The following is a 22,659-nucleotide window of genomic DNA, read 5'->3' as shown; positions in this document are numbered from 1 at the left end:
CGACGCTTTCACCGACGAAAGGAGCATCCGCGATGGATGCTGTCATCGATGTCCTGCTCGACATCTTCACCCAGCCGGCGGTCATCGTCGCGCTCATCGCCCTGATCGGTCTCGCCGTGCAGGGGAAGTCGTTCAGCGACGTCCTCAAGGGCACGATCCGCACCCTGGTCGGCTTCCTCGTGCTGGCCGCCGGTGCCGGCGTCGTGGTCGGCTCGCTCGATCCGTTCGGCGCGATGTTCCAGCACGCGTTCAACGTGCAGGGCGTCGTCCCCAACAACGAGGCGATCGTCGCGCAGGTGCTCCTCGACTACGGCTCCGCCGCCGCGCTCATCTTCTTCTTCGGCATGATCGTCAACATCGTGCTGGCGGCGACCACGCGCTTCAAGTACATCTACCTGTCGGGTCACGTCGCGTTCTACATCGCGGCCATGTTCGCCGTCATCCTCGGTGTCGCCGGCTTCGAGCCGTGGGCCGTCGTGCTCTGGGGCTCGATCGCGCAGGGCATCTACATGGTGGTCTCGCCCGCTCTCGTCCAGCCCTTCATGCGCCGCGTGACCGGCGGCGACGACGTCGCCCTCGGGCACACCGGCGGCGCCGGCGTCGCCCTCAGCGGTCTCGTCGCCCTCATCACTCGGGGCAAGGGCGGTTCGAGGTCGACCGAGGAGATCTCATTCCCCAGCGGGCTCGGCTTCCTCCGCGACACGACCGTGATCGTCGCGCTCTCGATGGCCGTGATCTACATCGTCGTCGGGCTGTTCGCGGGAGCCGCATACATCGAGGGGGAGCTGTCGAACGGACAGAACTTCATCGTCTTCCTTGCTCTGCAGGCCGCGACGTTCTCGGCCGGCGTCTTCATCATCCTCGCCGGCGTGCGCGTCGTGCTCGCCGAGATCGTGCCAGCCTTCAAGGGCATCTCCGAGAAGCTCGTGAAGAACGCCAAGCCCGCGCTCGACGTGCCGATCGTCTTCCCCTTCGCCCCGAACGCGGTGCTCATCGGGTTCCTCGCGAGCTTCGTCGGCGGCATCGTCGGCATGCTCGGGATGGCAGCGCTCGGCACAGCGATCATCATCCCCGGCGTCGTGGCGCACTTCATGACGGGTGCCGCCTCGGGCGTGATCGGCAACGCCGTCGGCGGTCGCCGGGGCGCCGTCCTCGGAGCCTTCGCCAACGGTGTGGCGATCACCTTCCTGCCGCTGTTCCTGCTGCCGGTCCTCGGCGACATCGGGTTCTCGAACTCGACCTTCTCCGACTCGGACTACGGCGTCTTCGGCCTGATCCTCGGCGGCGTCTCCGGTGCCGGCGGCCAGATCGCCGTCATCGTCGCGCTCGCCGTCGCCCTCGTCGCGCTCTACGGCACGACCTTCGCCCTGCGCGGTCGCGACCGGCGCAAGGTGGCGGAAGCCGAGGCCGACGCGACTCCGGCCCCCGCAGCCACGTCCCGCTGAACCGAACCGATGCCGCCGGGGTCCGCCCCGGCGGCATCCTCCTCCCTGGAGCCTCCTGTGACCGCCATCACCCCGAGTGCCGTGCTGTTCGACTGCGACGGCGTGCTCGTCGACTCGCTCGAGGCCGCCGCCACCGCCTGGGACGCCTGGGCGACGCGGTACGCCCCGGGGTTCGACTTCCGCACGCAGATCGAGCACGGGGTGCGCGCCGCCGACACCGTCGCGACGCTCGTGGCGGCAGGGCTGCGCGACGAAGCCGTCGCCGCTCTCGATGAGGCGGAGGTCGTATCCGCCGCGCTGACGGAGCCGATCCCCGGCTCGGTCGCCCTGACCTCGCGCATCCCGTCGGGGATGTGGGCCGTGGTGACCTCGGCCACGCGCGAGCTGGCGCGCCGGCGACTCGCGGCCGCAGGGCATCCCGTCCCGTCCGCGCTCGTTGCGGCGGAGGACGTCGGTCGCGGTAAGCCCGACCCGGGGCCCTACCTCGCCGGCGCCGCGCTGCTCGGCGTCGACATTGCGAGATGCGTCGTGTTCGAGGATGCCGAGGCCGGCGTGCGTTCGGCTCGCGCCGCCGGAGCGGGATGGGTCGTCGGCGTGGGGGACCATCTCGGTACCGCCGTCGTCGACGCCCGGATCGACGACCTCCGCTCCGCCGAGTGGCGAGACGGCAGCTTGCACCTGCGGGGGTGACGGCTTCGTCCGTCGTCGAGCCGACGCGAAAGGCGGTGACGCGCGAAGCGTCACCGCCTTTTCGGTCGGCTCGAGGGCTTACCGCGCGGAGGTCCGCACGAGCATCTTGCCGGTGTTGGCGCCGCGCATCATCGCCAGGAAGGCGTCGACGGTGTTCTCGATGCCGTCGACGATGGTCTCGTCGTAGGCGATCTTGCCCTCGGCGAACCAGGCGGTCATCTTCTCGGTGAACTCCGGCGCCAGGTGGAGGTAGGCGGCCAGCGTGAAGCCGGTCGCGGTGAGACCGCGGGTGATCATGTTGGCCATGTTGTCGGGCCCAGGGGTCTTCTCGGTGGTGTTGTAGCCCGTGATCGCGCCGCAGAGCGCCAGGCGTCCGCCGGTGTTCATGACGTCGAGCGCGGCCTCGAGGTGGTCGCCGCCCACGTTGTCGAAGAACACGTCGACGCCGTCGGGAGCATGCGCGGCGAGCTGCTCGCGGACGGGGGCGTCCTTGTAGTTGAAGGCTGCGTCGTAGCCGTACTTCTCAGTGAGCAGCGCGACCTTCTCGGCGGAGCCCGCCGAGCCGATGACGCGGCCCGCGCCGAGGAGCTTCGCGATCTGGCCGACGGCGGTGCCGACGGCTCCGGCCGCTCCCGAGACGAACACGGTGTCACCCGGCTTCATGTGCGCGATCGCGGTGAGTCCGACGTAGGCGGTCAGGCCCGTCATCCCGAGGATGTGCAGCCGCACCGACAGGGGCAGGCCCGGCACCTCGGGGACGGCGCGGAACGTCGAGGCGTCGGCCTGCACGACATCCGACCACCCGTGCTGATGCAGCACGACGGTGCCCACGGGCAGGTCGTCCGACGCGCTCGCCACGACGCGGCCGATCGCGCCGCCGGCGATCACGTCGCCGAGGGCGTACGGGGGGACGTAGCTGCGGACGTCGTTCATACGTCCGCGCATGTACGGGTCGACGGAGACGAACTCGTTCGCCACGCGGACCTCGCCGGGAGCGGGGTCGCTCAGCTCGACGCGCTCGATCGAGAAGTCCTCGGGCGTCGGCCAGCCCTGGGGGCGGCGTGCGAGACGGACCTGCGTGCTGGTTCCGTGGGTCATGTGTTTCTCCTTCGTGAGGGGTCGGTGACGGATGCCGCGATGCTCGATCGGAGTCGCGGACAGGGGTGGCGCGCTACGGCGGGTCAGAGGGCGATGCCGAGCGCGAGCGCGAGCACGCCGAGGGCGGGGACCACGCCCTGCTTGAGGGCGGCGGCGGACTTGGAGGAGTCGGAGAGGATGAGCACGAGGCTGGCCGCGACCATGGAACCTGCTCCGGCGAAGACGAGGGCCGCGCCGACCGGGAGGTTTCCGGCGACGACGAAGGTGATGCCGATGAAAACCGTGATCGCGAGGAACAGGTTGTAGAAGCCCTGATTGAAGGCGAGCGCCTTCTGGGCCTCGGCCTGCGCTGTCGTTCCGGTGCCGAACGTCTTGCGTGCCCGTTCGCTCGTCCAGGCGATGGACTCGAGGTAGAAGATGAAGACGTGGATGAGCGCTGCGAGGCCCGCGAGCGCAAGACCGGCGATGATCATGAGCTGTTCCCTTCCGGCGGTGGACACCGCAGTTTCTGTATCGCTTGGTTCAATATATACTGAACTGAACGATACACAAAAGGGGGCGCGGCGCATGGGCCGAACGCAGAGCTACGACCGCGACGACGTCGTCCGCGCGGCGCGGAGCGTCTTCTGGGAGCAGGGCTACGAGGGCGCGCCGCTGCCCGAGCTCGAGCGCGTCACGGGTCTGAACCGATCGAGCATCTACCACGCGTTCGGCTCGAAGCGGGGCCTCTTCGATGCCGCCGTCGAGAGCTATCTCGACGAGATCATCCGACCGCGGCTGGCGCCGCTGATCGGCGAGGACGTGACTCCGGCGGCGCTGGAGGAGTACCTCGATGGACTGCGTGGCGCGCTTCGACAGCCGAGCTCGCTGCCGGCGTCGAGTGGGTGCCTGCTCGTGAACACGGCGGCGGCCCCCATCGGGCGGGACGAAGCCGTCGCGCAGGTGATCGCCGGGTACCGCGCCGCGCTGCGCGCGGCCTTCGGCCGGGGCGTCGCCGCGCGCCGTCCCGATCTCGACAGCACCGAGGTCGCCGTCCTCGCCGATGCGTGCACCGGGCTGGTCGTCTCGGCCTTCGCCCTCGCCCGCGTGGATGCCGCCGGCGCGGCGGACGCTGTCGGCACGGCGATCGCGCTCGTCACGGGGTTGCCGCAGCCCTGACGCCGCAAGGCGGGTCCGCAGGGCGTCGGCCGGTGATCCGCTTTACGCCCCTCCCTTGACTTTTGGCAAGCGTTCGCGCCGAGTTTCGGCCGAGACCTACCGTGAGCCCGTGGAGCACAGCGATCAGTACACCTTCGACAACCCGGTGACCCGATACGACCGGGTCGAGCCGCCCGTCCAGCACCAGCCCGAGCCCGGCGTCCAGGCCGACATGCAGCCGGTTCCCGACCTCGGTGAAGCGACCTATCGCGGCTCCGGGCGGCTGTTCGGTCGCAGAGCCCTCATCACCGGCGGCGACTCCGGCATCGGCGGCGCGACGGCGATCGCCTTCGCCCGCGAGGGCGCCGACGTCGTGATCGTCCACCTGCCGGCCGAGCAGCGCGACGCCGACCGCATCCTCGGCCTCATCGCCGACGCCGGTGTGCGCGGGCACGCCATCGCCGCCGATATCTCGACCGCCGAGGCATGTCGCGCGCTTGTCGCAGAGGCCGCCGACTTCCTCGGCGGCATCGACATCCTGGTGAACAACGCGGGCAAGCAGGTCGCCGTCGATCGACTCGAGGACCTGTCGGACGAGCAGTTCGCGGCCACTTTCCATACCAACGTCTTCGCGAACTTCTGGATCACGAAGGCCGCTCTGCCGCACCTTCCGGCGGGTGCCTCGATCATCAACACCGCCTCGCTCGAGGCGTACAAGCCCGCCCCCGACCGCGTCGACTACGCCGCGACGAAGGCCGCGATCAACAACCTCTCGAAGGGCCTCGCACAGCAGCTCGCACCGCGCGGCATCCGGGTCAACGTCGTCGCCCCCGGTCCGACGTGGTCGGCGCTGCAGGTGAGCGACGGCGTCTCGGACGAGCAGATGCGGGCCTTCGACGACGAGAGCACCTACCAGCGAGCCGGGCAGCCGGCCGAGATCGCGCCCGCCTTCGTCTTCCTCGCCTCAGCCGAGTCGAGCTACGTCTCGGGCGAGACGCTTAACGTCAACGGGGGCATGGTCACCCCGTGAGCGACAACCCATTCGCGGTCGTCTCGCTCCGCGGAGACGTACCGCAGCTCGATGACGCGTCAGAGGACGCCATCGGCCCGTTCCGCCAGGTCGCGGTCGACGCGGCTCTCGGCGCTGATGGTCTGATCGAGGCCATCGCCGACGCCGAGATCACCACGCCGTGGATCCTCGTGGCCGGCCCTGACGATCAGGGGCTCGCGGAAGACCTCATCGACCGCATCCTCGACGGAGCGCTCGGTGTCTTCGGTCTCGCCGGAGCGGTGCTCGACGCCGCCGAGATTCCCGAGGGCATCCGTGCGCACGAGGTGCCTGCAGCGCTCGCGACAGACGACCTCGCAGCAGCGGTCCGACGCCTGGCGGCCGACATCGCCGCCTGGGGCCCGCGCGTTCCCGAGTCGTGGGCGCGCATCATCGCCTCGTCGCGGACGGATGTCGCCATGCGCGCCACCCTCTCTCGCCGAGCGCTCGTCGACGACCCGGCGTACCATCCGCGAGCGCTCACCCCCGAGCAGCTCGCCCTCCTGCGCGACGTCGCGCGCCGAATCGTGCCCCAGGGCGACGGACCCGCGATCGATCTCGCTGCTCGTCTCGATCGCATGGTCGAGGCGGGGGAGAGCGACGGCTGGCGCCCCACCGGAATGTCGACCGATGTCGAGGCCTACCGCGCGGGGCTCGACGCGCTCGCCGCGATCTGGATGCGCGGGCACGCCGCCCAGGATGCCGTCATCCGTCGAGTGATCGACGGCGAAGCCCCGTCAGGCTCTGTTCTCACGCCCGATCAGCTGAGCCTGTGGTTCGAGGATGCCCGCAACGATCTCGCGCGGGTCTGGCTGTCGCACCCGGCGTCGCTCGCACGTGTCGGCTACACCGGCTTCGCGACCGGGGGCACCGGGCCGGAGCCCGCCGGCTACCTCGTGCTGGCCGCGGGCGAGCGCGAGGAATGGGAACCGGAAGAACTCGGCCGCCTCGGCGCCGCGGAAGGACGCACCGCATGAACCTCTCCGGGATGCGCCGGTACGACCTCGACGAGGTCGTGGATGTCGTCGTCGTCGGCACGGGGGCCGGCGGCGGGCCGTTGCTCAGCAGGCTCGCGGAACGCGGACTGCGCGTGGTCGCGCTCGAGGCGGGGCCGAACCTCGAGATGGACGAGTTCACCCCGGACGAGCGCGAGGCGACCCGCATCAACTGGATGTCCGACCGGTTCAGCGGCGGCGCCACCCCCACGGCCTTCGGACCGAACAACAGCGGCTGGGGCGTCGGCGGTGGGACGCTGCACTGGGGTGCGTTCACGCCCCGACCCGACCGCCGCGATCTTTCGTTGCGCAGCGAGACGGGACAGGGGCGCGACTGGCCGATCGACTACGACGAGCTCATCCGGTACATCGTCGAGGTCGAGCGAGTCATCGGCGTCAGCGGGCCGACCCCCTACCCGTGGGATCCGCAGCGCGAGTACCTCGACGGTCCGACTCGCCGCAACGCCCCGGCCGATCTCGTGCTGCGAGGGTGCGAGCACCTGGGCATCACGGCGACCGATGCGCCTGCAGCCATCATCACCAGCGACCGCGAGCAGCCGCACTACGGTCAGCGCAAGGCCAGCATCGACGTCGGCGGCATCCACCAGGGCGACCGCTTCGGCTACAAGGCGACGACGGCGATCACGTATCTGCCCGTCGCCGTGGCGCACGGCGCCGAGATCCGTCCCGACTCGATGGTGCACCGTGTCGAGCAGGATGCCGCGGGACGGGTCACCGGCGTCGTCTACCTGCACGACGGAACCGAGTATCGACAGCGCTGCGCGGCCCTCGTGCTCGCGGGCGGCGGTATCGAGACCCCGCGGCTGCTGCTGAACACCGGGCTCGCGAACTCGAGCGGCCAGGTGGGACGGAACTTCCTCGCCCACGGCGCCGTACAGGTGTGGGGGCGGTTCGACGAGAGCATCCGCGGCTACCGCGGCTACCCGTCCGCGGCGATCACGGAGGACTTCGTGCGTCCCGACGGCGCCGACTTCGCGGGCGGCTACCTCATCCAGAGCCTGGGTGTCATGCCCCTGACCTATGCGACCTCGCTCGTGCGCGGCGGTTCGCTCTGGGGACAGGACCTCATGGACGCCCTCGACGCCTGGCAGTTCTCGGCGGGCATCGGGATCAACGGCGAGTGTCTTCCGTCGGACGACAATCGGCTGATCCTCTCGGATGAGACCGACGAATGGGGCATCCCGCGCGCGGAGATCAGCTTCTCGCCCGGGCCGAACGAGAAGGGGATCGACGATCACGCCGTCGGTGTCATGACGCGGATCCTCGAGGCCGCCGGCGCACGCGAGACGCGAACGCTCGCGCGGACAGCCCACACGATGGGCACGTGCCGTATGAGCACCGATCCCGCTGACGGCGTCGTCGACCCGGACGGCCGGTCGCACGACATCCCCAACATGTGGATCTGCGACAACTCGACGTTCCCGAGCGCGCTGTCGGCGAATCCGGGCCTGACGCAGATGGCGCTGTCGCTGCGCACGGCGGACCGCCTGCTCGCGACGGCTTGATCGGCGGGACGATGAAAACGAAGGGGCGGATGCTGCGGGCTGCGGCATCCGCCCCTTCGTTCTTCTTCTGCTCGTTCAGGCGCTGGTGAGCTGCTTCTCGCGCTTGCGAGCCACGACACGGCCCCGCACCGAGAAGACCAGCACGAGCGCGAGGAGCGCGTAGAGCACGATCGTGATCGGACTCTGGACGAGCACGGAGAAGTCGCCGTTCGAGCTCATCGCCGCGTCGCGCAGGCTCGTCTCGGCCAGCGGTCCCAGCACCATGCCGATGATCAGCGGTGCGAGCGGGAAGTCGAGGGCGCGCATGAGGAACCCGAGCAGCCCGATCCCGAGCAGCATCAGCAGGTCGAACGTCGAGCCCGAGGTCGCGTAGATGCCCAGGCCGCAGAACACCGTGATGCCCGCGTAGAGGTAAGGGCGCGGGATCAGCAGCAGCTTCGCCCACAGCATCGCGAACGGAAGGTTGAGGATGAGCAGCACGACCATCGCGATGAAGAAGCTCGCCAGCAGCGACCACACCAGGTCGGGTGCCCGGTCGAACAGCAGCGGACCGGGCTGCAGACCGTACTGGCGGAAGGCCGCCAGCATGATCGCCGCGGTCGCCGAGATCGGCAGCCCGAGCGCGAGGAGCGCACCCATCGCCATGCCGGTCGTGGAGTTGCCGGCGGCCTCCGGAGCGGCGAGACCACGGATGGCGCCCTTGCCGAACTGCGGCTTCTTGCGCCGCGCGTCGAGCCGCTTCTCGAGGCCGTAGGCGAGGAACGTCGGGATCTCCGAGCCGCCGGCGGGCACGACGCCGAACGGCAGACCGATCGCGGTGCCGCGTGCCCAGGCGGGCGCGGCCTCCTTCAGCTCGCGGCGTGAGAGCCAGGGCCGCCCCGTCGGCTTGATGAGCGCCTTGTTCGAGGTATGCCGCTCGAGGCAGGCGACGTAGATGACCTCGCCGAGGGCGAGGATCGCGACCGTCACCGTGACGAGGGAGATCCCGTCGAACAGGTTGGGCGAGTCCATCGTGAAGCGCGGCGCGCCCGAGACGCCGTCGATGCCGATGACGGCGATGCCGAGACCGATGAACAGGGCGGTGAGGCCCTTCACGACATTGTCGGTGACGACCGACGACGTCGCCGCGAACGCGAAGACCGCGAGCGCGAAGAACTCAGCGGGGCCGAATCTGCTCGAGAGATCCGCGAGCGCCGGGGCGACGAACACCACGACGACCGACGCCACGAAGCCGCCGATGAACGCGCCGATGGCCGCGGTCGCGAGTGCCTGGGCCGCGCGTCCGTTCAGCGCCATCTTGTGGCCCTCGAACGTCGACGCGATCGCCGAGGCCTGGCCGGGCGTGTTCATGAGGATGCCCATGGTCGAGTCGCCGAACAACCCGCCGAAGTACACGCCCGCGAACATGATGAAGGCGGCCGTCGGATCGAGCGAGAACGTGATCGGCAGCAGCAGGGCGACCGCCATCGAGGATCCCAGGCCGGGGAGCACGCCGACGGCCGTGCCGAGCAGACAACCCACCAGGACCCAGAGCAGGTTGGCGGGGGTCAGGGCACCGGCGAACCCTTCGCCGAGAAGCTGAAGCACATCCATGTCAGAACCCTCCGAGGATGCCGGAGGGGAGCGGCATCCCGAGCACCATGTCGAAACCGATGTAGGCGATCGAGCTCACCGTGAGCCCGACGACGAGTCCGCCGAGGTGCCTCGTCGACCCGAAGGCGCGCGCGACGCACCAGAAGAGGAGCCCTGCCGCGATGATCCAGCCCAGGATCTCGAGCAGGAACGCGAAGCCGAGGAACGACAGCACGACCCAGAGCAGCGAGCGCACGTCGACCCGGACCGGTCGGGCGGCAGCGGAGTCGCCCGACTCGGCATCCGGTTCGTCGCCCCCGATGACATCGGCGGCGACCGCTGCGATGTCGGGCCGCGCCGCGCTCGTCTCGCGCATCTCCTTCAGCGCCGAGACGACGAGCGCCGCCGCGAAGATGTACAGGCCTCCGGCGATGATCGCGGGGAAGAACTGCGGCCCGGGGAACACGGCGTTCGCCGGCACCTTCATCGTGAAGATTCCCACCACCAGATAGGTGGCGAATGCGGCGATGATCACCGGCATCGTCAGCCCCTTGAGCAGGGCGGCGAGGCCGGGACCCGAGACGAGCCTCAGGCGATCGCCGACGACGGCCGAGGTCGCGGTCGGGTTCGGGGGGAACGTCATAGTCCCATCTCCTCGTACAGGTTCGTGATCCGCTCTTCCTCGTCGTCGAGGAAAGCGGTCAGCTCGTCTCCGGTGATGATGCGCTCGGTCCAGCGGTAGCGCTCGATCGCGTCCTGCCACTCGGGAGTCGCGACGGAGTCGAGCACGAGCTCGGTCAGGGCGGTCACGTCAGCGTCGTCGAGCCCCGAGGGCGCCGCGAGCATGCGCCAGTTCGACAGGGAGATGTCGTAGCCCTGCTCGGCGGCGGTCGGAATGTCGATGCCGTCGATCGGTTCCTTCGCGACGAGTGCGAGGGCCCGCAGCCGACCCGCCTCGATCTGGTCGATGTTGTCGGGGTAGCCGCCGGCGGCCGCCTTCGCGGTGCCGTTGAGGAGCGCTTGAATGGCCTCGCCGCCGCCGTCGGACGAGATGTAAGTCGTGTCGACGGGGTTGATCCCGGCTGCGAGTGCCAGGTCGGTGACCACGAGCTGGTCGAACGACCCGCCGCCCGTCCACGGGATCGACTTCGGGTTCTCGCGCCAGGCGTTCACGAGATCGTCGAGGGTCTCGTAGGGCGAGTCGGCCGGTACGACGATGACGTCGTACTCCTCCACGACCACCGCGAGCGGGGTCACATCGCTCAGCTTGGCGGCTGAGTCGAACTGGATCGTCGCAGCGAGAAGCCCGGTGCCGCCGACGAGCATGTTTCCCGGCTGACCGTCGAGCACCGAGACGTTGCCGAGGGCGATCGTCCCGCCCGCGCCCGGCATGTTCACCACCTGCACGTTGTTCACCAGACCGTTCGCCTTCTGGGCCTGCTGCAGCTCACGAGCCACACCGTCCCACCCGCCGCCGGCCGCTGCCGGGGCGATGATCGTCATCGAGGCACTGATCTCCTGGCCGGTGGCCGCCGAGGTGACCGAGCCGACCGCGGCGGTCGCAATGGCCGCCGCCGCGACGGCGCCTCCGATGATGCGAGCCGCGAGCGTGCGGCCGCGGTGCGCCGGGCGCGCGCCGGCATCTGTCGCGCTATGCGTCATGATCACTCCATTCGCGCGGACATCGTCGTCTCCGCGAGATCGAATTAGGATGGCACTTCGCTGAGCCGCCCCCGAGCGTGGCGGGATTTGTTCTCATAGATGCGCACGGGCATGGCCCGACAGCGTCCGATCGCACGAGGAAGTGGACAGGATGCCGTTCACGGTGAGGGCCTCTGCCGCGCGCATCGTGCTGCTCGTGCTCCCGTCGGTGGTGACGCTCGCGGCCCTGTCCGCCACGGTGGCCATCGCCCTCGCGGCGCCGGAGCGCACGATCCGGGAAGCGACGACGGAACGCGTGCTCGAGGTGGCCTCGAGCCTCGCGGATCTTCCCGAGGTGCGTGAGGCCGTGGCGGGGGCGATGAGCGCGGGGTCGCCGAGCGCGCTCGCCGATGCGGCCGACCTCGCACCGGCGACAGCGATCCTGCAGCCGATCGCCGAGCTCGTGGGTGAGGCGGCGGGCGTCTATTACGTCGTCATCACCGACGACGAGGGCGTCCGGATCACCCATCCTCTCGCGTCCGAACGAGGCGTGCAGGTCGAGACCACCAACGCCTCCGTGCTCGCGGGCGAGACGTTCGTCGGCACGGAGGTCGGAGCGTCGGGGCCGTCGCTGCGCGCGAAGGTGCCGGTGCGCGGCGCCGACGGAACACCCATCGGGATGGTGGCTGTGGGGGTGCTCGAGTCGCAGATCGCCGGCGAGCTCGACGAGGCCTTCGGCGCCCTGCTGCCCTGGGCGGTCGGTGCGCTCGTGATCGCTACTCTGGCGAGCTCGATCCTGACCGCCGCGGTCGAGCGCCGGTTCCGTCGGCTGGACGTCATCGCGGCGGAACACGCCCAGATGCGTCGTACGGCGACGGCGCTGCGAGAGCAGTCGCACGAGTTCAGCACGCGGCTGCACGTCATCCACGGCCTGCTGTCGCGCGGCGACGCCGACGAGGCTCGCGGATACATCGAAGAGATCGCGAGCGTGCGCCGTCCCGTGGACACAGGCGACGACGAGGCACGCGACGATCAGCCGGTGCTCGCCGCGATGATTCCGACCGTGCGCGCCGAACTGCAGGAGATCGGGGCTCGGGTGCGCTTCGACCTCGGCCTTGCCCACGACATCGACGAGGGAATCGTGTCGGTCGTGTCGAACCTCTGCCGCAACGCGGCGGAGGCGGGCGCCGCGAACGTGGTCTGCTCGCTGCGGAACCAGGGCTCCCGCATCGTGGGCTCCGTCGACGACGACGGTCCCGGAGTCGAGCCGCGCGTTGCGCGGCGCATCTTCGCGGCCGGCTACTCCTCGAAGACCGACACGACGGGCCTCGGGCGCGGCCTGGGACTGGATGTCGTGCGCCGGATCGTCGCGGGCCGATCGGGCTCGGTCGAGGTCGGACGCTCGCCGCTCGGGGGAGCGCGATTCGCCTTCGAGCTGGAGGCTGCGCGATGACCGGACCGATCCGGGTGCTCGTCGTCGATGACGACCGCGGTGCGCGTGCCCTCCACGCGGGATTCGTCTCCGACACCCGGGGGTTCGTCGTCGTCGCCACCGCGGGCACCGGTGAAGCGGCTCTCGAGCACAGCCGGTCCGGGGTCGACCTGATCCTGCTCGACATGCGGCTGCCCGGCATCAGCGGGATCGAGGTGCTCCATCGGTTGCGCACGCTCGGCGACGACGGACCCGACGTGCTGGTCATCAGCTCGTCGCAGGATCAGACCACCGTGCGTCAGGCTCTCGCGGCGCGTGTCGTCGGCTACCTCGTCAAGCCCTTCACGCAGGCCGCGCTGGGCGAGCGGCTCGAACGCTATGCCGCCGATCGCGAGCGGATCGTCATCGGCGACCGCGATGCGCTTCTGGCCCAGGGTGAGATCGACCGGCTGCTGTCGACCGGCACGATCCGGACCGCGCCGGCCGCGGCATCCGGAACGCGCCGGGCCGCGGGACGGATGACGGGCGGCGGCGACCACGCCGGCCTGCCGAAGGGCCTCGCCGCACCGACGCTCGCGCAGGTCGTCGCCGCCCTCGACCCGGTCGTCGCCCTCACCGGAGCCGAGGTCGCCACGGCCTGCGGCATCTCGCGCGCGACCGCGAACCGCTACCTGACGCACCTGGTCGACACCGGCGTCATCCACCTCTCCCATCGCTATGGGAAGCGCGGCCGTCCGCAGGTGCTGTACCGGCTCGCCCCGTCGCCCGAGCGCTGAGCGTCGCTGCCGGTCCCGGGCCGGGCCTGCTCGCGTTCGACACCGCCGACCCGGACACCGCCTGGATCGTCCGCGAGAACAGGAGCAAAAAGCGCCTGGCGCGTCTGCGCTGACGGTCAGGGGCCGGTGGTTCAGGCGTCCCGAAGGACGCGGTGAGGAATCCAGCCTTCGCGGCCGTCCTCGGCGCGGCACCATGACCAGCCGCTCTCGGCGTCATCCACGACCACCTCGACGACGTTCCCCTTCGTCTGGGAGAGCTCGGTGGTGTCGTACCCCGTCGACACCGTGCCGACTGATCCCTCGATGCGGATGTGCCGTCCGGGCGCCCAGCCCGAGCCGTTCGCCGTGGTCACGAAGACGAAGGCCGGCCACTCGGTGTCCCAGGCGCCGACCGAGACGACATCGCCGGGATCGATCCGGAGCGGAGGCCGCTCCGGTGCTTCATGGTCGGAGATGAGAACACGTCGCATCGTTCCATGATGGCGGCGGCGTCGGACACCGTGACGGCGGGCGTAGCCTGAACGGATGAGCACGCCCGAGGTCTTGCGATACACCGCGTTCAGCACGCGACCCGAAGGTGGGAATCCCGCCGGGGTGGTCCTGGATGCCGGCGCACTCGATGCCAGCGCCATGCAGCGCATCGCGGCCGAGGTCGACTATGCCGAGACGGCTTTCGTCACCGGCACGACCGCCGACGGCGCGCGCTCGATCCGCTACTTCTCGCCCATCGCCGAGGTTCCCTTCTGCGGGCACGCCACGGTGGCTACGGCGGTCGCGCTCGCCGAGCGAAACCAGGTCTCCTCCGAGGGTGCGGTTCGGTTCGACACCCCCGTCGGCGTCGTGCCGATAGCGGTCTCGCGCGACGACGACGGCATCCGCGCGTCGTTCACCAGCGTCGAACCGTCGGTCCGCGACCTCGACGACGCCGATCTCGACGCGATTCTCGGTCTGCTCGGCCTGACGCGGGCAGATCTCGACCCCGTGCTTCCACCGCGGCTCGCGAACACGGGCAACACGCATCCGGTCGTCGTGCTTGCGGAGCAGAAGACCTTCGACGACTTCTCGTTCGATCCCGACGCGGTTCGGGCGCTGCTCGACGACCGCGGGTGGCCCGCCACCATCACCGTCGCGTTCCGCGCGGCATCCGATCGCTTCCAGGCGCGCAACCTGTTCCCCGTCGGTCGCATCACGGAGGACCCGGCGACGGGGTCGGCGGCCGCATCGTTCGGCGCGTATCTGCGCGCGCTCGGCGCGGTCGAGATTCCCGCGGTCGTGGTCATCGAGCAGGGTCGACATGTGGGACGACCGGGGGAGCTGACCGTCGACATTCCGGTCAGCGGTGGGATCACCGTCTCGGGGCACGCCGTCGCGATCGCCTGATCAGCTGAGCGTCGCCGCTGCGGTCACGGGCGGTCGGTGCGGATCTGCGCGTTGCGCGCGCCGAGCCACCAGACGAGCGGACCGGCGATGGGGAAGACGAAGATCCCGACGATCCACAGCAGCTTGCCGCCACCGGTGTAACGAGGCGAGGCGAGGATCGAGATCAGGCTCGAGATGAACAGGATCGCCGCGAGGGCCGCGACCACGGCGAGCACCACGACGACGGATGTCGCGACTCCCGGCATCCAGTCGCGAGGCAGCCAGTCGTCGGAGACGACGAGGAAACGTGCGGTTTCGATCATGCTTCCAGCCTCGCGGGGCGCGAGCTCGCTGTCGTGAGTCCGTCGATGGATCTCGCGTACCCCGCCAGGATGACGTTCAATCCGCGATGAGAGTGATCAGAGAGATCGCCACGAACGCGATGAGCGGCAACATCAGGACGCCGAGTGCGATGGCGTTGAGCACGAGGTGGTCGCGGAGCAGGGCGAGGTACTCGCGCAGCAGTGCGCTCGGCCGGTAGTAGCGGGCGGTGCGGGCGCCGATCGCGTGGCCCGGCATGCCGAGGGTCCGCAGAAGAGTGGCGGCACGGAACGCGTGATAATCGCTCGTCACCGCGAGCACCGGCCCGGCGATGCCGCGTTCGGCGAGGATCTGGCGGGTCAGCGTGAGGTTCTCCTCGGTCGTCCGTGACGCGTCCTCGACGAGCAGGCGTTCCGCGGGCGCCCCGAGCTCTGCGGCGTACTCCGCCATTGCGGCCGCCTCGCTTCGCGGCTCGTCTGCGCCCTGGCCGCCCGAGACGACGAGCATCGCGCCGGGGGAGCGCTGCAGGGTCTCGACACCGAGCGCCACGCGTTGGGCGAGCAGCGGCGGCACGCTCCCGTCTCGGCGCAGACCCGACCCGAGGGTGATGATCGCGGCCGGCGCTGCGCTTCGGCGCGCGATGCGCGCGTACACCGCCGACCAGCAGAGGTAGGCGACGAACCCCATCCCGACGTAGCCGATCGGACCGGCGAGCAGGAGCAGGATGACGGCGAGCTCGAACCACCCGGCCGCGACGGCGACGATACCGAGCGCGAGGATGGCGAGAACGCCGATTCCGGCGAGGAGCGAGAGGCGGTTCGCCAGCGACCGCCCTTCGCGCTGCAGCATCACCACGCCGTTGGCGAGCAGCGCGACGCCGAGTCCGATCGCGGCGAGCAGAGGGACGATGAAGATCAGCAGGAGCCCGACGACGTCGTTCCCGGGAACGGCGAGCGTGGCGAGCACCACGGTCACGCCGAGGATGAAGGCCACCACCGCCGCGACGAGCGAGGTCGCCGCGAGCGTCAGCAGGACGCCGGGCAGCAGGCGGCGCGAGTCGCGAGCGGCGAGGACGATGCCGAGCGCCGCGAAGAGGAGTGTGAAGAAGCCGGGCACGCACCCAGCCTAGAGAGGGGGGATGAGACTACGTGCTCGACGCCGGTTCAATGCTGACGGTCTCGGGCTGCCGGAGAGACCGAGCCATCCGCCGCAGCGCTCGGAACGTCGTCAGCCTGTCGGTGTCATCGAGCCCTGACAGCATCCGCATCTCCACTCCGCGCACTGCGGCGGTGGCGGCGACCAGGCGCTCGCGCCCGCGTTCGGTGAGCTCGGTCGGCAGCGCCTTGCCGGATGCGGGGGTGCTTGCACGCGTCACCTCGCCGTCGCGTTCGAGCGTCTGCAGCAGGACGTTCATGCTTTGGCGTGTGACGAACGTGCCGCGGGCGAGCTCGGAGTTCGAGAGCCCGGGGCGCTGGGCGAGGAGTTCGAGACACGAGTAGTGGGTGATGTTCATCCCGAGAGGGCGCAGAACGTCTTCCATCGCCGATCGCAGGGCGCTCGAGACCTCTTTCACGAGGTAGCCCATCGACGTTTCCAGGTCGATGCCATCGTCGTCTTGACTCATGTCAGTATTCTGACATACGGTTCAGTGTCAGAAAACTGACACGAAAGGACGACCTTCATGCCCGTCACCGGACCCGACTTCATCTCCCTCCAGGTGCGCGACCTCGCGGCCGCTCAAGCCTTCTACGAGACCTTCCTGGGGCTCGAGCGCTCGCCGCAAGGGCCGCCGCATGCCGTCGTGTTCTCGACGTCGCCGATCGCGTTCGCTCTGCGTGACCCCATGCCCGGCATGGATCTCGATGCGCTCGAGCAGCCCGGACGGGGCGTCGCGCTGTGGTTGCATGCGACCGGTGTGCAGGCTATCCACGACGAACTCGCCGCCGCCGGGCACCGGATCGTCTCTGAGCCTGTCGACGGGCCGTTCGGTCGCACCTTCACCTTTGCCGATCCCGACGGCTACCACGTCACGCTGCACGACCGGGCTTGAGCGGCTGTTAGGTTCGCTGGGTGCAGAGTCTGTTCCAGCGAATCGCAGCGAGTTCGGCCGCGACACCGTTCGGGGTGATCGTCATGCAGGCGATCGTCTGGGTCGGGATGTCGGCGATCTGGATTCCCTGGGCGCTGAACGGCGGCGACGTCATTCGTATCGTCCTCGCCGTGATCTCGCCGTTGCTCGCGCTCTACTGGGTGGTGGCGCTGGTTTTCGGCATCCGTCGACGCCGGGCTCTGCAAACGTCTCGCGACGACTGATCCATTCGTCGCTGGCCGTCGACGCCTCCGTGTGATTGCATCGAACAGATGGAACTCGCGTGGATGTGGTTGTTGCTCGTCGCCGCCGGAGCGGCGATGCAGGTGGTCTCGGTTCTCTGGTTCGAGAGGCTTCGCCCGGGCATTCCCTACCCGATGTGGACTTTCCCGACGCGCGAACCCGGTCGAGTGCGGGCCGTGCGCATCGCCGGGGTCGCCTTCATCATCTTCGGGTCGACCATGTTCACGTCGGCGCTGTCGGGGCTGTGGTTTCTGGCGCCTGTCGCTGTCGCGCTGGCATTCGCGCCGATGCTCGCCGCGATCTATCTCGTGAACGGCGCTTTCACGTCGAGCAGCCGGCAGCGGGCTCAGTCGGCGTCATCCGCGTCATCCGACTGATCGCGGCGACGCGCGTCGGCCGCGACACCCAGAACGATTCCGAGGGAGAGGCCGATCGCGCCGCCGAGCGCGATGTTGTCGAACGCGAGCATGCCGATCGCACTGCCGAGCGGAAGCCCGAGCGCGATTCCGATTGCGACCCCGTTCGCGCCACTGCTCGCGCGATCGCTATTGCTTGCTGGGCCGTTGTTCATGAGGCGCTCCGTCGATGTTCGGGAACGAGAAATGGCTCAGGCCTGGAGGTGCCTGAGCCATTTCTGCGGTCGGATGGGGTCAGTTCGCGGCGCGGTACGCCTCGATCACGGCTGCCGGAACACGGCCGCGCTCGTTGACGGTGTGACCGTTCGAACGCGCCCATTCACGGACGGCCGTCAGGTCGAGGTCGCTCTTGTTCGCGCGCGAGGAGCGCGAACGCGAAGGCGTGTTCGCGCGGATCGAGCGAGCGACGTCCACGAACGGTGCCAGCGCCTTGTAAAACTTCTCGGCGTTGTCGTCCGAGAGGTCGATCTCGTAAGCGCGTCCCTCGATCGAGAAGGTGATCTGCTTTCCTTCGCCGCTCTCGAGAACGGTTCCGTCGAGATCGTCGATGAGCTGGGTGATTTGTTTGCGGGCCATGGCTGACATATTAGCGGTTTGATCGTGTTGCGCATCACCAGTCGACGACACTATTTCGTGTCGTGGCGATCCCCGTCCTCAGGCCACCTGTGCGCGCGCATTGGGAACGCAATGAGTCATCTGAAGACCGGCCACATCGCGCGGGCCGTTGTGCCCGAGATTGCGCAGTCGCTCGAGCTCGTCCTCGCTGAGTGTTTGGGATTGCAGAGGCGGCAGATCCTTGATCTCGTCCAGCGTGATTCCCAGGCCCTCGCCGACGCGACGGCCCAGATCGTCCTCCACCATGTAGAAGTGCCAGAGCATCCGCTCCTGGACGGGACGAGCGGCCTGCCCGATCAGGTCGACGAAGTTCGCCACGAGGTCGTCGCGCTCCCAGTCCTCCATCAGCAGATAGCGTTGGCCGGCCTGCGTGTAGTCGTTGGTCCGGGGGATGCGCTTGCGCGTCAGCCGCCCCACGATCTCCGGCCCCTGCTCGTCATGTGTCGGATACTGGGCCTCGCGGAGCCCGCCGGTGATGGACGGCTCGTAGTTGACGTGGGGGTTCTCGCCGCCGTTGTCGACGTGGTAGGCCATCTGTCCATCGCGGAGATTCGTGGCCACCGAGGCGTTCTTCGGGGAATTGACGGGCAGCTGCAGGTAATTCGGACCGACGCGGTAGCGCTGGGTGTCGGAGTACGAGAACGTGCGCCCCACGAGCATCTTGTCGTCGGAGAAGTCGAGGCCGTCGACGAGGACGCCGGTGCCGAACGAGATCTGCTCGTTCTCGGCGAAGAAGTTCGACACGTTCCGGTTGAGCACCATCTTGCCGACGGCACGCGGCGGGAACTCGTTCTCGGGCCACACCTTCGTGTCGTCGAGCGGGTCGAAATCGAGCTCCGGGTGGTCGTGGTCGTCCATCATCTGCACCTGCAGTTCCCATTCGGGATACTCGCCGCGCTCGATCGCCTCGTACATGTCGCGGGATGCGTGACCGAGATCACCTGCCTGGACGGCGGCGGCATCCGCTTCCGTCATCGAGCTGACGCCGACCGAGGGGATCCAGTGGTATTTCACGAGCTTCGTCTCGCCCTGCTCGTTGACCCATTTGTAGGTGTTCACCCCGAAACCCTGCTGGGTGCGATAGTTCGCCGGGATGCCGCGGGGGCTGAACAGGTTCACGAGCATGTGCATCGACTCGGGTGTCTGCGACATGAAGTCGAAGATGCGCGCCGGTTCCTGCCGGAAGGTGATCGGGTCAGGCTTGAGCGAGTGGATGACGTCGGGGAACTTGATCGCGTCACGGATGAAGAAGACGCCGAGGTTGTTGCCGACGAGGTCCCAGTTGCCGTCTTCGGTGTAGAACTTCACGGCGAAGCCGCGCGGGTCGCGCGCAGCCTCGGATGAATCGCGTCCGCCGATGACGGTCGAGAAACGGACGGCGAGGTCGGTGCGCTTGCCGGGCTCCTGGAAGAGCTTCGCGCGCGTGAACTGCGCGATGGGCTCGTCGCCCCACATGCCCGTCGCCTCGAAGTATCCGAAGGCGACGAAGCCGCGCGCGTGCACGACCCGCTCGGGGATGCGCTCGCGGTCGAAGTGGCTGATCTTCTCGAGGAAGTGGTAGTTCTCCAGCGTCGCCGGCCCGCGCGCCCCGACCGTCCGCTGGTTCTGGTTGTCGTAGACGGGGTGTCCCTGCCGGTCGGTGAGCTCCCGGCGGTCGTCGCCCTCAGCGGGACCCTGGTTCGATACATCGGTCATCGCGTCCTCCGTATGGTTCGCATCGTCGTGGGGATGCGGCCGAGGCTACGGGGGAGCGGATGCGGTCGGAAGGGGGTTGCGGGGGGTGCCCCGATCGTCGACTCGCCACGAATGGCGGATGCCGGGCCTCCCACATACGCCGAGTTTGGCGAGTCGACGACGATCTCGTCGTGGCAGGCTCGACTGACAATCATGCGCTAGGCCCGTGGGGCTCGGACTCGGCCCATGGGTCTAGCTGTGTCGTGTTCGATCAGGATCGTCCAGGCCCCGGAGCGCTGGCTCAATATGCGTGGGAGGCGAGAATCAGTGGGAGTGTTGCCATATGTTGCCACGGCGCGCCTTCGGGGAAGCGGGCTCGCGGAGCTGCGAGCCCGCACGTTAGGGATCCCTAGACGGGTGGTGATCGGTGAACAAGCGGCCTCATGCGAGCCAGTTCACGAGGTCACCTCCTCCTGCAGCAGTCCCCCGCCGCCCCTCGTATCGCTCGATAGGACTCAGAACCTCTCTGCCTTCACGCCATTCGCGAGGCGACGATTTGCGGCATCAAGCCACCTTCTCAGGAACAGCGGGCGGGGGATCATATGCTGGCCACGTGCTGCTCGTGCTCGACGCCAACGTGATCGTCGCCGACCCGATGCTCCGAAGCGCCATTTGGCCGCAGTTGGCAGACGCGGTGAGAGGCGGCAGGGTCGAAGTTCTGCTGCCGACCCTGGCGCTCGAGGAAGCCATCGCCACGTACCGACGGCTGCGTGAGGCGAAGGCGGTAGAGATCCAAGCAGTCGGGCGAAAAGCTTCCCGCGACGTTCAGGCGCACTTGGAGCGGGCGAGGAAGGCGGCGCTCAGGGAAGGTCGCAAGTATCCGAAACGCATTCGAACAGCACTAGAGGCGGTGGGCGTCTCGATGATCGATGCCCCGCGGGTTACTCATAGCGACGTTGCGCGACGAGCAATCGCCCGGCGCCGTCCATTCGATGAGAACGGATCTGGCTACCGTGACACGCTCCATTGGCTGTCTGTGCTCGAAGTGGTCGATGGCCGCTTTGAGGACGAGGATATCGTGTTCGTGAGCGCCGATCGCCGCGCCTTCGGCGGGGAGGGAAACGCACGCGGCGAGCTCCACCAACACCTTGTCGATGACTTGGCCGAGCGCGGCGCCGAGGATCCCTGGTTCCGTTGGATACAGAGTCTCGCCGAGTTCTCTGTGCCAGGGGTCTTCCATGACCAGATTCAGGAGGGCTTTGACATTGCCGTCAGCGCGGGCGAAATCGGCGGGTACCTTCAGTCGGCGCTCTGGGAATCGAGACTAGACGATCTTCTACCGCGCGATCTAGGTACGCCTGGTGAACCGGCAGCGCTGTTCATCACAGACATCGGAGAGCCATTGGTGGGCGAGGTAGAGGTGAGACAGTACTGGGAGCGGGGCGATCTCCGGGCCGACTTTTTGGCGACCGTTGATGTGGAGCTCGCCCTCCAGCGTGTTCGATCTGGCGGCGGGGATGTCGAAGTACAAGAGGATCGAGTTGTCCTGCCTTTCGTCACGTCCGGCCACGTTGACATCACCGCGTCTCGCGATGGCCTGATGTTCAGCAGTCTTGAGCTCGGACCTTTTGCGTTAGTCGAGACTGAATAGCTACTCCTCGGGCGCCTCGCCCGGCGGCGACGATCCCATCCGGACGCTCACCGCTAAGGGGAGCCTTCCGAGCGGTCACCCGCCCGGGTAACGAGTCGCTTCTCGGCGGCTTCATCCGACGAGCCAAGTCGACGACCGCGTGGTTCAACAGCGCGGTCACGCAGATCCGCGATGAGACGCAGGGGCGTATCGAAGCCGCGACCGTTGCCAGCGTGCGTACGCCGCATCTGTTCCCGCGCGTCACACCTCATGATCTGCGCCACGCGGCAGGGTTGTTGGCGATCAGCGCCGGCGGCAACGTGAAAGCGGAAGTCGGCGGGTTTGATGCTGCTATCAGAGGTGGCCAGGTGGGGAAGGACTTAACCAATTCGATGAGGCTTTCGCCGCCCCTGTTAGAGCTGCAGAAGCTCGCGGCGTCAAGTCAGGCGGTTGCACCGGGGGCTGTCGAAGTAGAGCCTCAGCCGTGGGCGGTGAGGCGTCGGCTCGCCGACGCGCAGATCGAAGAGATGGTGACGAAGTATCAGTCGGGCGCTGGAACACCGGAGCTCTGCGACGAGTTGCGCATCTCGAAACCAAGCATGCTCGAGCTCCTCCATGAACGTGGCGTCGGGATGCGTCGTCAGCCGCTGAAGAAGACGCAACGTGCTGAAGCGGTGCGGCGGTACAAATTCGCAAACGCGCGAGGCGGATATATCATCTTTGGGATAACGGACAATCCGCGGAGAGCAGTCGGACTGAGCGATAGAGCCTGGCAATCCTTCGACAACCTTGACCAGGAGACCTTAGAATTCCTCAACGCTGCTCTCTCTCGTGAGGACGTGCACGACACCGCTGTCCTCGCGAACGCGAACTAGGTTCGTCGTCATGGTCTACTACCTCGATATGGCCGTCTTGAGCTGGCCTCTTAGTCGTTCAACAAGCTATGGGCGGA

At 68.4% G+C, this 22,659-nt stretch carries 26 protein-coding genes; 14 read left to right on the top strand and 12 right to left on the bottom strand.

The window, feature by feature from the left end; genetic code table 11:
• Positions 1–32 precede the first annotated feature (32 nt).
• Together CI089_RS01060 and CI089_RS01055 are read left to right on the top strand one after the other, a co-directional pair.
• Positions 33–1,445, top strand: coding sequence for a PTS ascorbate transporter subunit IIC (locus tag CI089_RS01060; protein WP_094259875.1), 1,413 nt, complete (start codon positions 33–35; stop codon positions 1,443–1,445).
• A 57-nt stretch (positions 1,446–1,502) separates the two neighbouring features.
• A complete protein-coding gene (locus CI089_RS01055; protein ID WP_179223189.1) occupies positions 1,503–2,135 on the top strand; it encodes an HAD-IA family hydrolase in 633 nt (210 codons plus the stop codon).
• A gap of 78 nt (positions 2,136–2,213) precedes the next feature.
• Here the strand turns inward: CI089_RS01055 and CI089_RS01050 are convergent, their stop codons facing one another.
• Together CI089_RS01050 and CI089_RS01045 are read right to left on the bottom strand one after the other, a co-directional pair.
• Positions 2,214–3,233, bottom strand: a complete 1,020-nt coding sequence (locus CI089_RS01050) for an NADP-dependent oxidoreductase (protein ID WP_094259873.1) — start codon at positions 3,231–3,233, stop codon at positions 2,214–2,216.
• An 83-nt stretch (positions 3,234–3,316) separates the two neighbouring features.
• The gene (locus CI089_RS01045) at positions 3,317–3,706 is read right to left on the bottom strand and encodes a DUF1304 domain-containing protein (RefSeq protein ID WP_094259872.1); all 390 of its coding nucleotides are present in this window, start codon (positions 3,704–3,706) and stop codon (positions 3,317–3,319) included.
• 94 nt (positions 3,707–3,800) lie between these two features.
• Between CI089_RS01045 and CI089_RS01040 the strand changes: the two genes are divergently transcribed.
• From CI089_RS01040 to CI089_RS01025, 4 genes are all read left to right on the top strand, one after another.
• Positions 3,801–4,391 (top strand): TetR/AcrR family transcriptional regulator, encoded by a 591-nt coding sequence (locus tag CI089_RS01040; RefSeq protein WP_094259871.1) that lies wholly within the window; start codon positions 3,801–3,803, stop codon positions 4,389–4,391.
• A gap of 109 nt (positions 4,392–4,500) precedes the next feature.
• Positions 4,501–5,400, top strand: a complete 900-nt coding sequence (locus CI089_RS01035; protein ID WP_094259870.1) for an SDR family oxidoreductase — start codon at positions 4,501–4,503, stop codon at positions 5,398–5,400.
• Positions 5,397–6,395: a gluconate 2-dehydrogenase subunit 3 family protein gene (locus tag CI089_RS01030; protein WP_094259869.1), complete on the top strand. Its 999-nt coding sequence runs from the start codon at positions 5,397–5,399 to the stop codon at positions 6,393–6,395. Before CI089_RS01035 ends, CI089_RS01030 begins: the two co-directional genes overlap by 4 nt.
• The gene (locus CI089_RS01025; RefSeq protein ID WP_094259868.1) at positions 6,392–7,939 is read left to right on the top strand and encodes a GMC family oxidoreductase; all 1,548 of its coding nucleotides are present in this window, start codon (positions 6,392–6,394) and stop codon (positions 7,937–7,939) included. The genes CI089_RS01030 and CI089_RS01025 overlap by 4 nt, the downstream gene beginning before the upstream one ends.
• A 75-nt stretch (positions 7,940–8,014) precedes the next feature.
• Here the strand turns inward: CI089_RS01025 and CI089_RS01020 are convergent, their stop codons facing one another.
• The 3 genes from CI089_RS01020 to CI089_RS01010 are packed head-to-tail and all read right to left on the bottom strand — an operon-like array spanning position 8,015 to position 11,173.
• Positions 8,015–9,532, bottom strand: coding sequence for a tripartite tricarboxylate transporter permease (locus CI089_RS01020; RefSeq protein WP_094259867.1), 1,518 nt, complete (start codon positions 9,530–9,532; stop codon positions 8,015–8,017).
• 1 nt (position 9,533) lies between these two features.
• On the bottom strand, positions 9,534–10,154 hold the full coding sequence (locus CI089_RS01015; RefSeq protein WP_094259866.1) for a tripartite tricarboxylate transporter TctB family protein: 621 nt from the start codon (positions 10,152–10,154) through the stop codon (positions 9,534–9,536).
• Positions 10,151–11,173: a tripartite tricarboxylate transporter substrate binding protein gene (locus CI089_RS01010; RefSeq protein ID WP_094261182.1), complete on the bottom strand. Its 1,023-nt coding sequence runs from the start codon at positions 11,171–11,173 to the stop codon at positions 10,151–10,153. The genes CI089_RS01015 and CI089_RS01010 overlap by 4 nt, the downstream gene beginning before the upstream one ends.
• 163 nt (positions 11,174–11,336) lie before the next feature.
• On the opposite strand from CI089_RS01010, the gene CI089_RS01005 reads away from it, so the two are divergent.
• A complete protein-coding gene (locus tag CI089_RS01005) occupies positions 11,337–12,605 on the top strand; it encodes a sensor histidine kinase (protein WP_256977345.1) in 1,269 nt (422 codons plus the stop codon).
• The gene (locus CI089_RS01000) at positions 12,602–13,360 is read left to right on the top strand and encodes a response regulator (protein ID WP_094259865.1); all 759 of its coding nucleotides are present in this window, start codon (positions 12,602–12,604) and stop codon (positions 13,358–13,360) included. The genes CI089_RS01005 and CI089_RS01000 overlap by 4 nt, the downstream gene beginning before the upstream one ends.
• Positions 13,361–13,491: 131 nt before the next feature.
• Here CI089_RS01000 and CI089_RS00995 read toward each other — a convergent pair whose 3' ends face one another.
• Positions 13,492–13,830 (bottom strand): SH3 domain-containing protein, encoded by a 339-nt coding sequence (locus CI089_RS00995; protein ID WP_094259864.1) that lies wholly within the window; start codon positions 13,828–13,830, stop codon positions 13,492–13,494.
• Positions 13,831–13,885: 55 nt separating this feature from the next.
• On the opposite strand from CI089_RS00995, the gene CI089_RS00990 reads away from it, so the two are divergent.
• Positions 13,886–14,740: a PhzF family phenazine biosynthesis protein gene (locus CI089_RS00990; RefSeq protein WP_094259863.1), complete on the top strand. Its 855-nt coding sequence runs from the start codon at positions 13,886–13,888 to the stop codon at positions 14,738–14,740.
• A gap of 23 nt (positions 14,741–14,763) precedes the next feature.
• On the opposite strand, the gene CI089_RS00985 is transcribed toward CI089_RS00990, so the two are convergent.
• The 3 genes from CI089_RS00985 to CI089_RS00975 form a co-directional block, all read right to left on the bottom strand.
• On the bottom strand, positions 14,764–15,042 hold the full coding sequence (locus CI089_RS00985) for a PLDc N-terminal domain-containing protein (protein ID WP_218823003.1): 279 nt from the start codon (positions 15,040–15,042) through the stop codon (positions 14,764–14,766).
• Between the two features lie 76 nt (positions 15,043–15,118).
• The gene (locus tag CI089_RS00980) at positions 15,119–16,156 is read right to left on the bottom strand and encodes a YdcF family protein (RefSeq protein ID WP_094259862.1); all 1,038 of its coding nucleotides are present in this window, start codon (positions 16,154–16,156) and stop codon (positions 15,119–15,121) included.
• Between the two features lie 28 nt (positions 16,157–16,184).
• Entirely contained in the window at positions 16,185–16,664 is a 480-nt protein-coding gene (locus tag CI089_RS00975; RefSeq protein WP_094259861.1) for a MarR family winged helix-turn-helix transcriptional regulator, read from the bottom strand.
• A gap of 57 nt (positions 16,665–16,721) precedes the next feature.
• Between CI089_RS00975 and CI089_RS00970 the strand changes: the two genes are divergently transcribed.
• The 3 genes from CI089_RS00970 to CI089_RS00960 all read left to right on the top strand — a co-directional run bounded on the left by CI089_RS00970 (position 16,722) and on the right by CI089_RS00960 (position 17,749).
• Positions 16,722–17,090 (top strand): VOC family protein, encoded by a 369-nt coding sequence (locus CI089_RS00970; RefSeq protein WP_094259860.1) that lies wholly within the window; start codon positions 16,722–16,724, stop codon positions 17,088–17,090.
• A gap of 20 nt (positions 17,091–17,110) precedes the next feature.
• Entirely contained in the window at positions 17,111–17,353 is a 243-nt protein-coding gene (locus tag CI089_RS00965) for a hypothetical protein (protein WP_094259859.1), read from the top strand.
• A 72-nt stretch (positions 17,354–17,425) separates the two neighbouring features.
• The gene (locus CI089_RS00960) at positions 17,426–17,749 is read left to right on the top strand and encodes a hypothetical protein (RefSeq protein ID WP_143738830.1); all 324 of its coding nucleotides are present in this window, start codon (positions 17,426–17,428) and stop codon (positions 17,747–17,749) included.
• On the opposite strand, the gene CI089_RS00955 is transcribed toward CI089_RS00960, so the two are convergent.
• The 3 genes from CI089_RS00955 to CI089_RS00945 form a co-directional block, all read right to left on the bottom strand.
• A complete protein-coding gene (locus tag CI089_RS00955) occupies positions 17,719–17,943 on the bottom strand; it encodes a hypothetical protein (RefSeq protein ID WP_094259857.1) in 225 nt (74 codons plus the stop codon). The genes CI089_RS00960 and CI089_RS00955 overlap by 31 nt on opposite strands.
• A 79-nt stretch (positions 17,944–18,022) precedes the next feature.
• Positions 18,023–18,364 carry a histone-like nucleoid-structuring protein Lsr2 gene (locus CI089_RS00950; RefSeq protein WP_036305878.1) on the bottom strand — a complete coding sequence of 114 codons (342 nt, stop codon included), beginning with the start codon at positions 18,362–18,364 and terminating at the stop codon, positions 18,023–18,025.
• Positions 18,365–18,442: 78 nt separating this feature from the next.
• Positions 18,443–20,098 (bottom strand): catalase, encoded by a 1,656-nt coding sequence (locus CI089_RS00945; protein WP_094259856.1) that lies wholly within the window; start codon positions 20,096–20,098, stop codon positions 18,443–18,445.
• A gap of 592 nt (positions 20,099–20,690) precedes the next feature.
• Between CI089_RS00945 and CI089_RS00940 the strand changes: the two genes are divergently transcribed.
• Entirely contained in the window at positions 20,691–21,728 is a 1,038-nt protein-coding gene (locus CI089_RS00940) for a PIN domain-containing protein (RefSeq protein WP_094259855.1), read from the top strand.
• A gap of 212 nt (positions 21,729–21,940) precedes the next feature.
• Complete coding sequence (locus tag CI089_RS16315) at positions 21,941–22,582, top strand: hypothetical protein (protein WP_179223174.1); 642 nt, start codon at positions 21,941–21,943, stop codon at positions 22,580–22,582.
• The last annotated feature ends 77 nt before the right edge of the window (positions 22,583–22,659 follow it).

Source organism: Microbacterium sp. Yaish 1, from assembly GCF_002245215.1.
Classification (GTDB): Bacteria; Actinomycetota; Actinomycetes; order Actinomycetales; family Microbacteriaceae; genus Microbacterium.
Note: the sequence above shows the minus strand (reverse complement) of the source record. Positions and strands in the feature narration are given on the sequence as shown.

Bases quoted from the DNA above. Each gene is read 5' to 3' on its own strand.
- CI089_RS01060 (WP_094259875.1), top strand. From the start codon at position 33: ATGGATGCTGTCATCGATGTCCTGCTCGACATCTTCACCCAGCCGGCG.
- CI089_RS01040 (WP_094259871.1), top strand. From the start codon at position 3,801: ATGGGCCGAACGCAGAGCTACGACCGCGACGACGTCGTCCGCGCGGCG.
- CI089_RS00950 (WP_036305878.1), bottom strand. From the start codon at position 18,364: ATGGCCCGCAAACAAATCACCCAGCTCATCGACGATCTCGACGGAACC.
- CI089_RS01000 (WP_094259865.1), top strand. From the start codon at position 12,602: ATGACCGGACCGATCCGGGTGCTCGTCGTCGATGACGACCGCGGTGCG.
- CI089_RS01010 (WP_094261182.1), bottom strand. From the start codon at position 11,173: ATGACGCATAGCGCGACAGATGCCGGCGCGCGCCCGGCGCACCGCGGC.
- CI089_RS01020 (WP_094259867.1), bottom strand. From the start codon at position 9,532: ATGGATGTGCTTCAGCTTCTCGGCGAAGGGTTCGCCGGTGCCCTGACC.
- CI089_RS01050 (WP_094259873.1), bottom strand. From the start codon at position 3,233: ATGACCCACGGAACCAGCACGCAGGTCCGTCTCGCACGCCGCCCCCAG.
- CI089_RS00970 (WP_094259860.1), top strand. From the start codon at position 16,722: ATGCCCGTCACCGGACCCGACTTCATCTCCCTCCAGGTGCGCGACCTC.
- CI089_RS00945 (WP_094259856.1), bottom strand. From the start codon at position 20,098: ATGACCGATGTATCGAACCAGGGTCCCGCTGAGGGCGACGACCGCCGG.
- CI089_RS00955 (WP_094259857.1), bottom strand. From the start codon at position 17,943: ATGAACAACGGCCCAGCAAGCAATAGCGATCGCGCGAGCAGTGGCGCG.
- CI089_RS00975 (WP_094259861.1), bottom strand. From the start codon at position 16,664: ATGAGTCAAGACGACGATGGCATCGACCTGGAAACGTCGATGGGCTAC.
- CI089_RS00990 (WP_094259863.1), top strand. From the start codon at position 13,886: ATGAGCACGCCCGAGGTCTTGCGATACACCGCGTTCAGCACGCGACCC.
- CI089_RS00995 (WP_094259864.1), bottom strand. From the start codon at position 13,830: ATGCGACGTGTTCTCATCTCCGACCATGAAGCACCGGAGCGGCCTCCG.
- CI089_RS01045 (WP_094259872.1), bottom strand. From the start codon at position 3,706: ATGATCATCGCCGGTCTTGCGCTCGCGGGCCTCGCAGCGCTCATCCAC.
- CI089_RS01025 (WP_094259868.1), top strand. From the start codon at position 6,392: ATGAACCTCTCCGGGATGCGCCGGTACGACCTCGACGAGGTCGTGGAT.
- CI089_RS00985 (WP_218823003.1), bottom strand. From the start codon at position 15,042: ATGATCGAAACCGCACGTTTCCTCGTCGTCTCCGACGACTGGCTGCCT.
- CI089_RS01015 (WP_094259866.1), bottom strand. From the start codon at position 10,154: ATGACGTTCCCCCCGAACCCGACCGCGACCTCGGCCGTCGTCGGCGAT.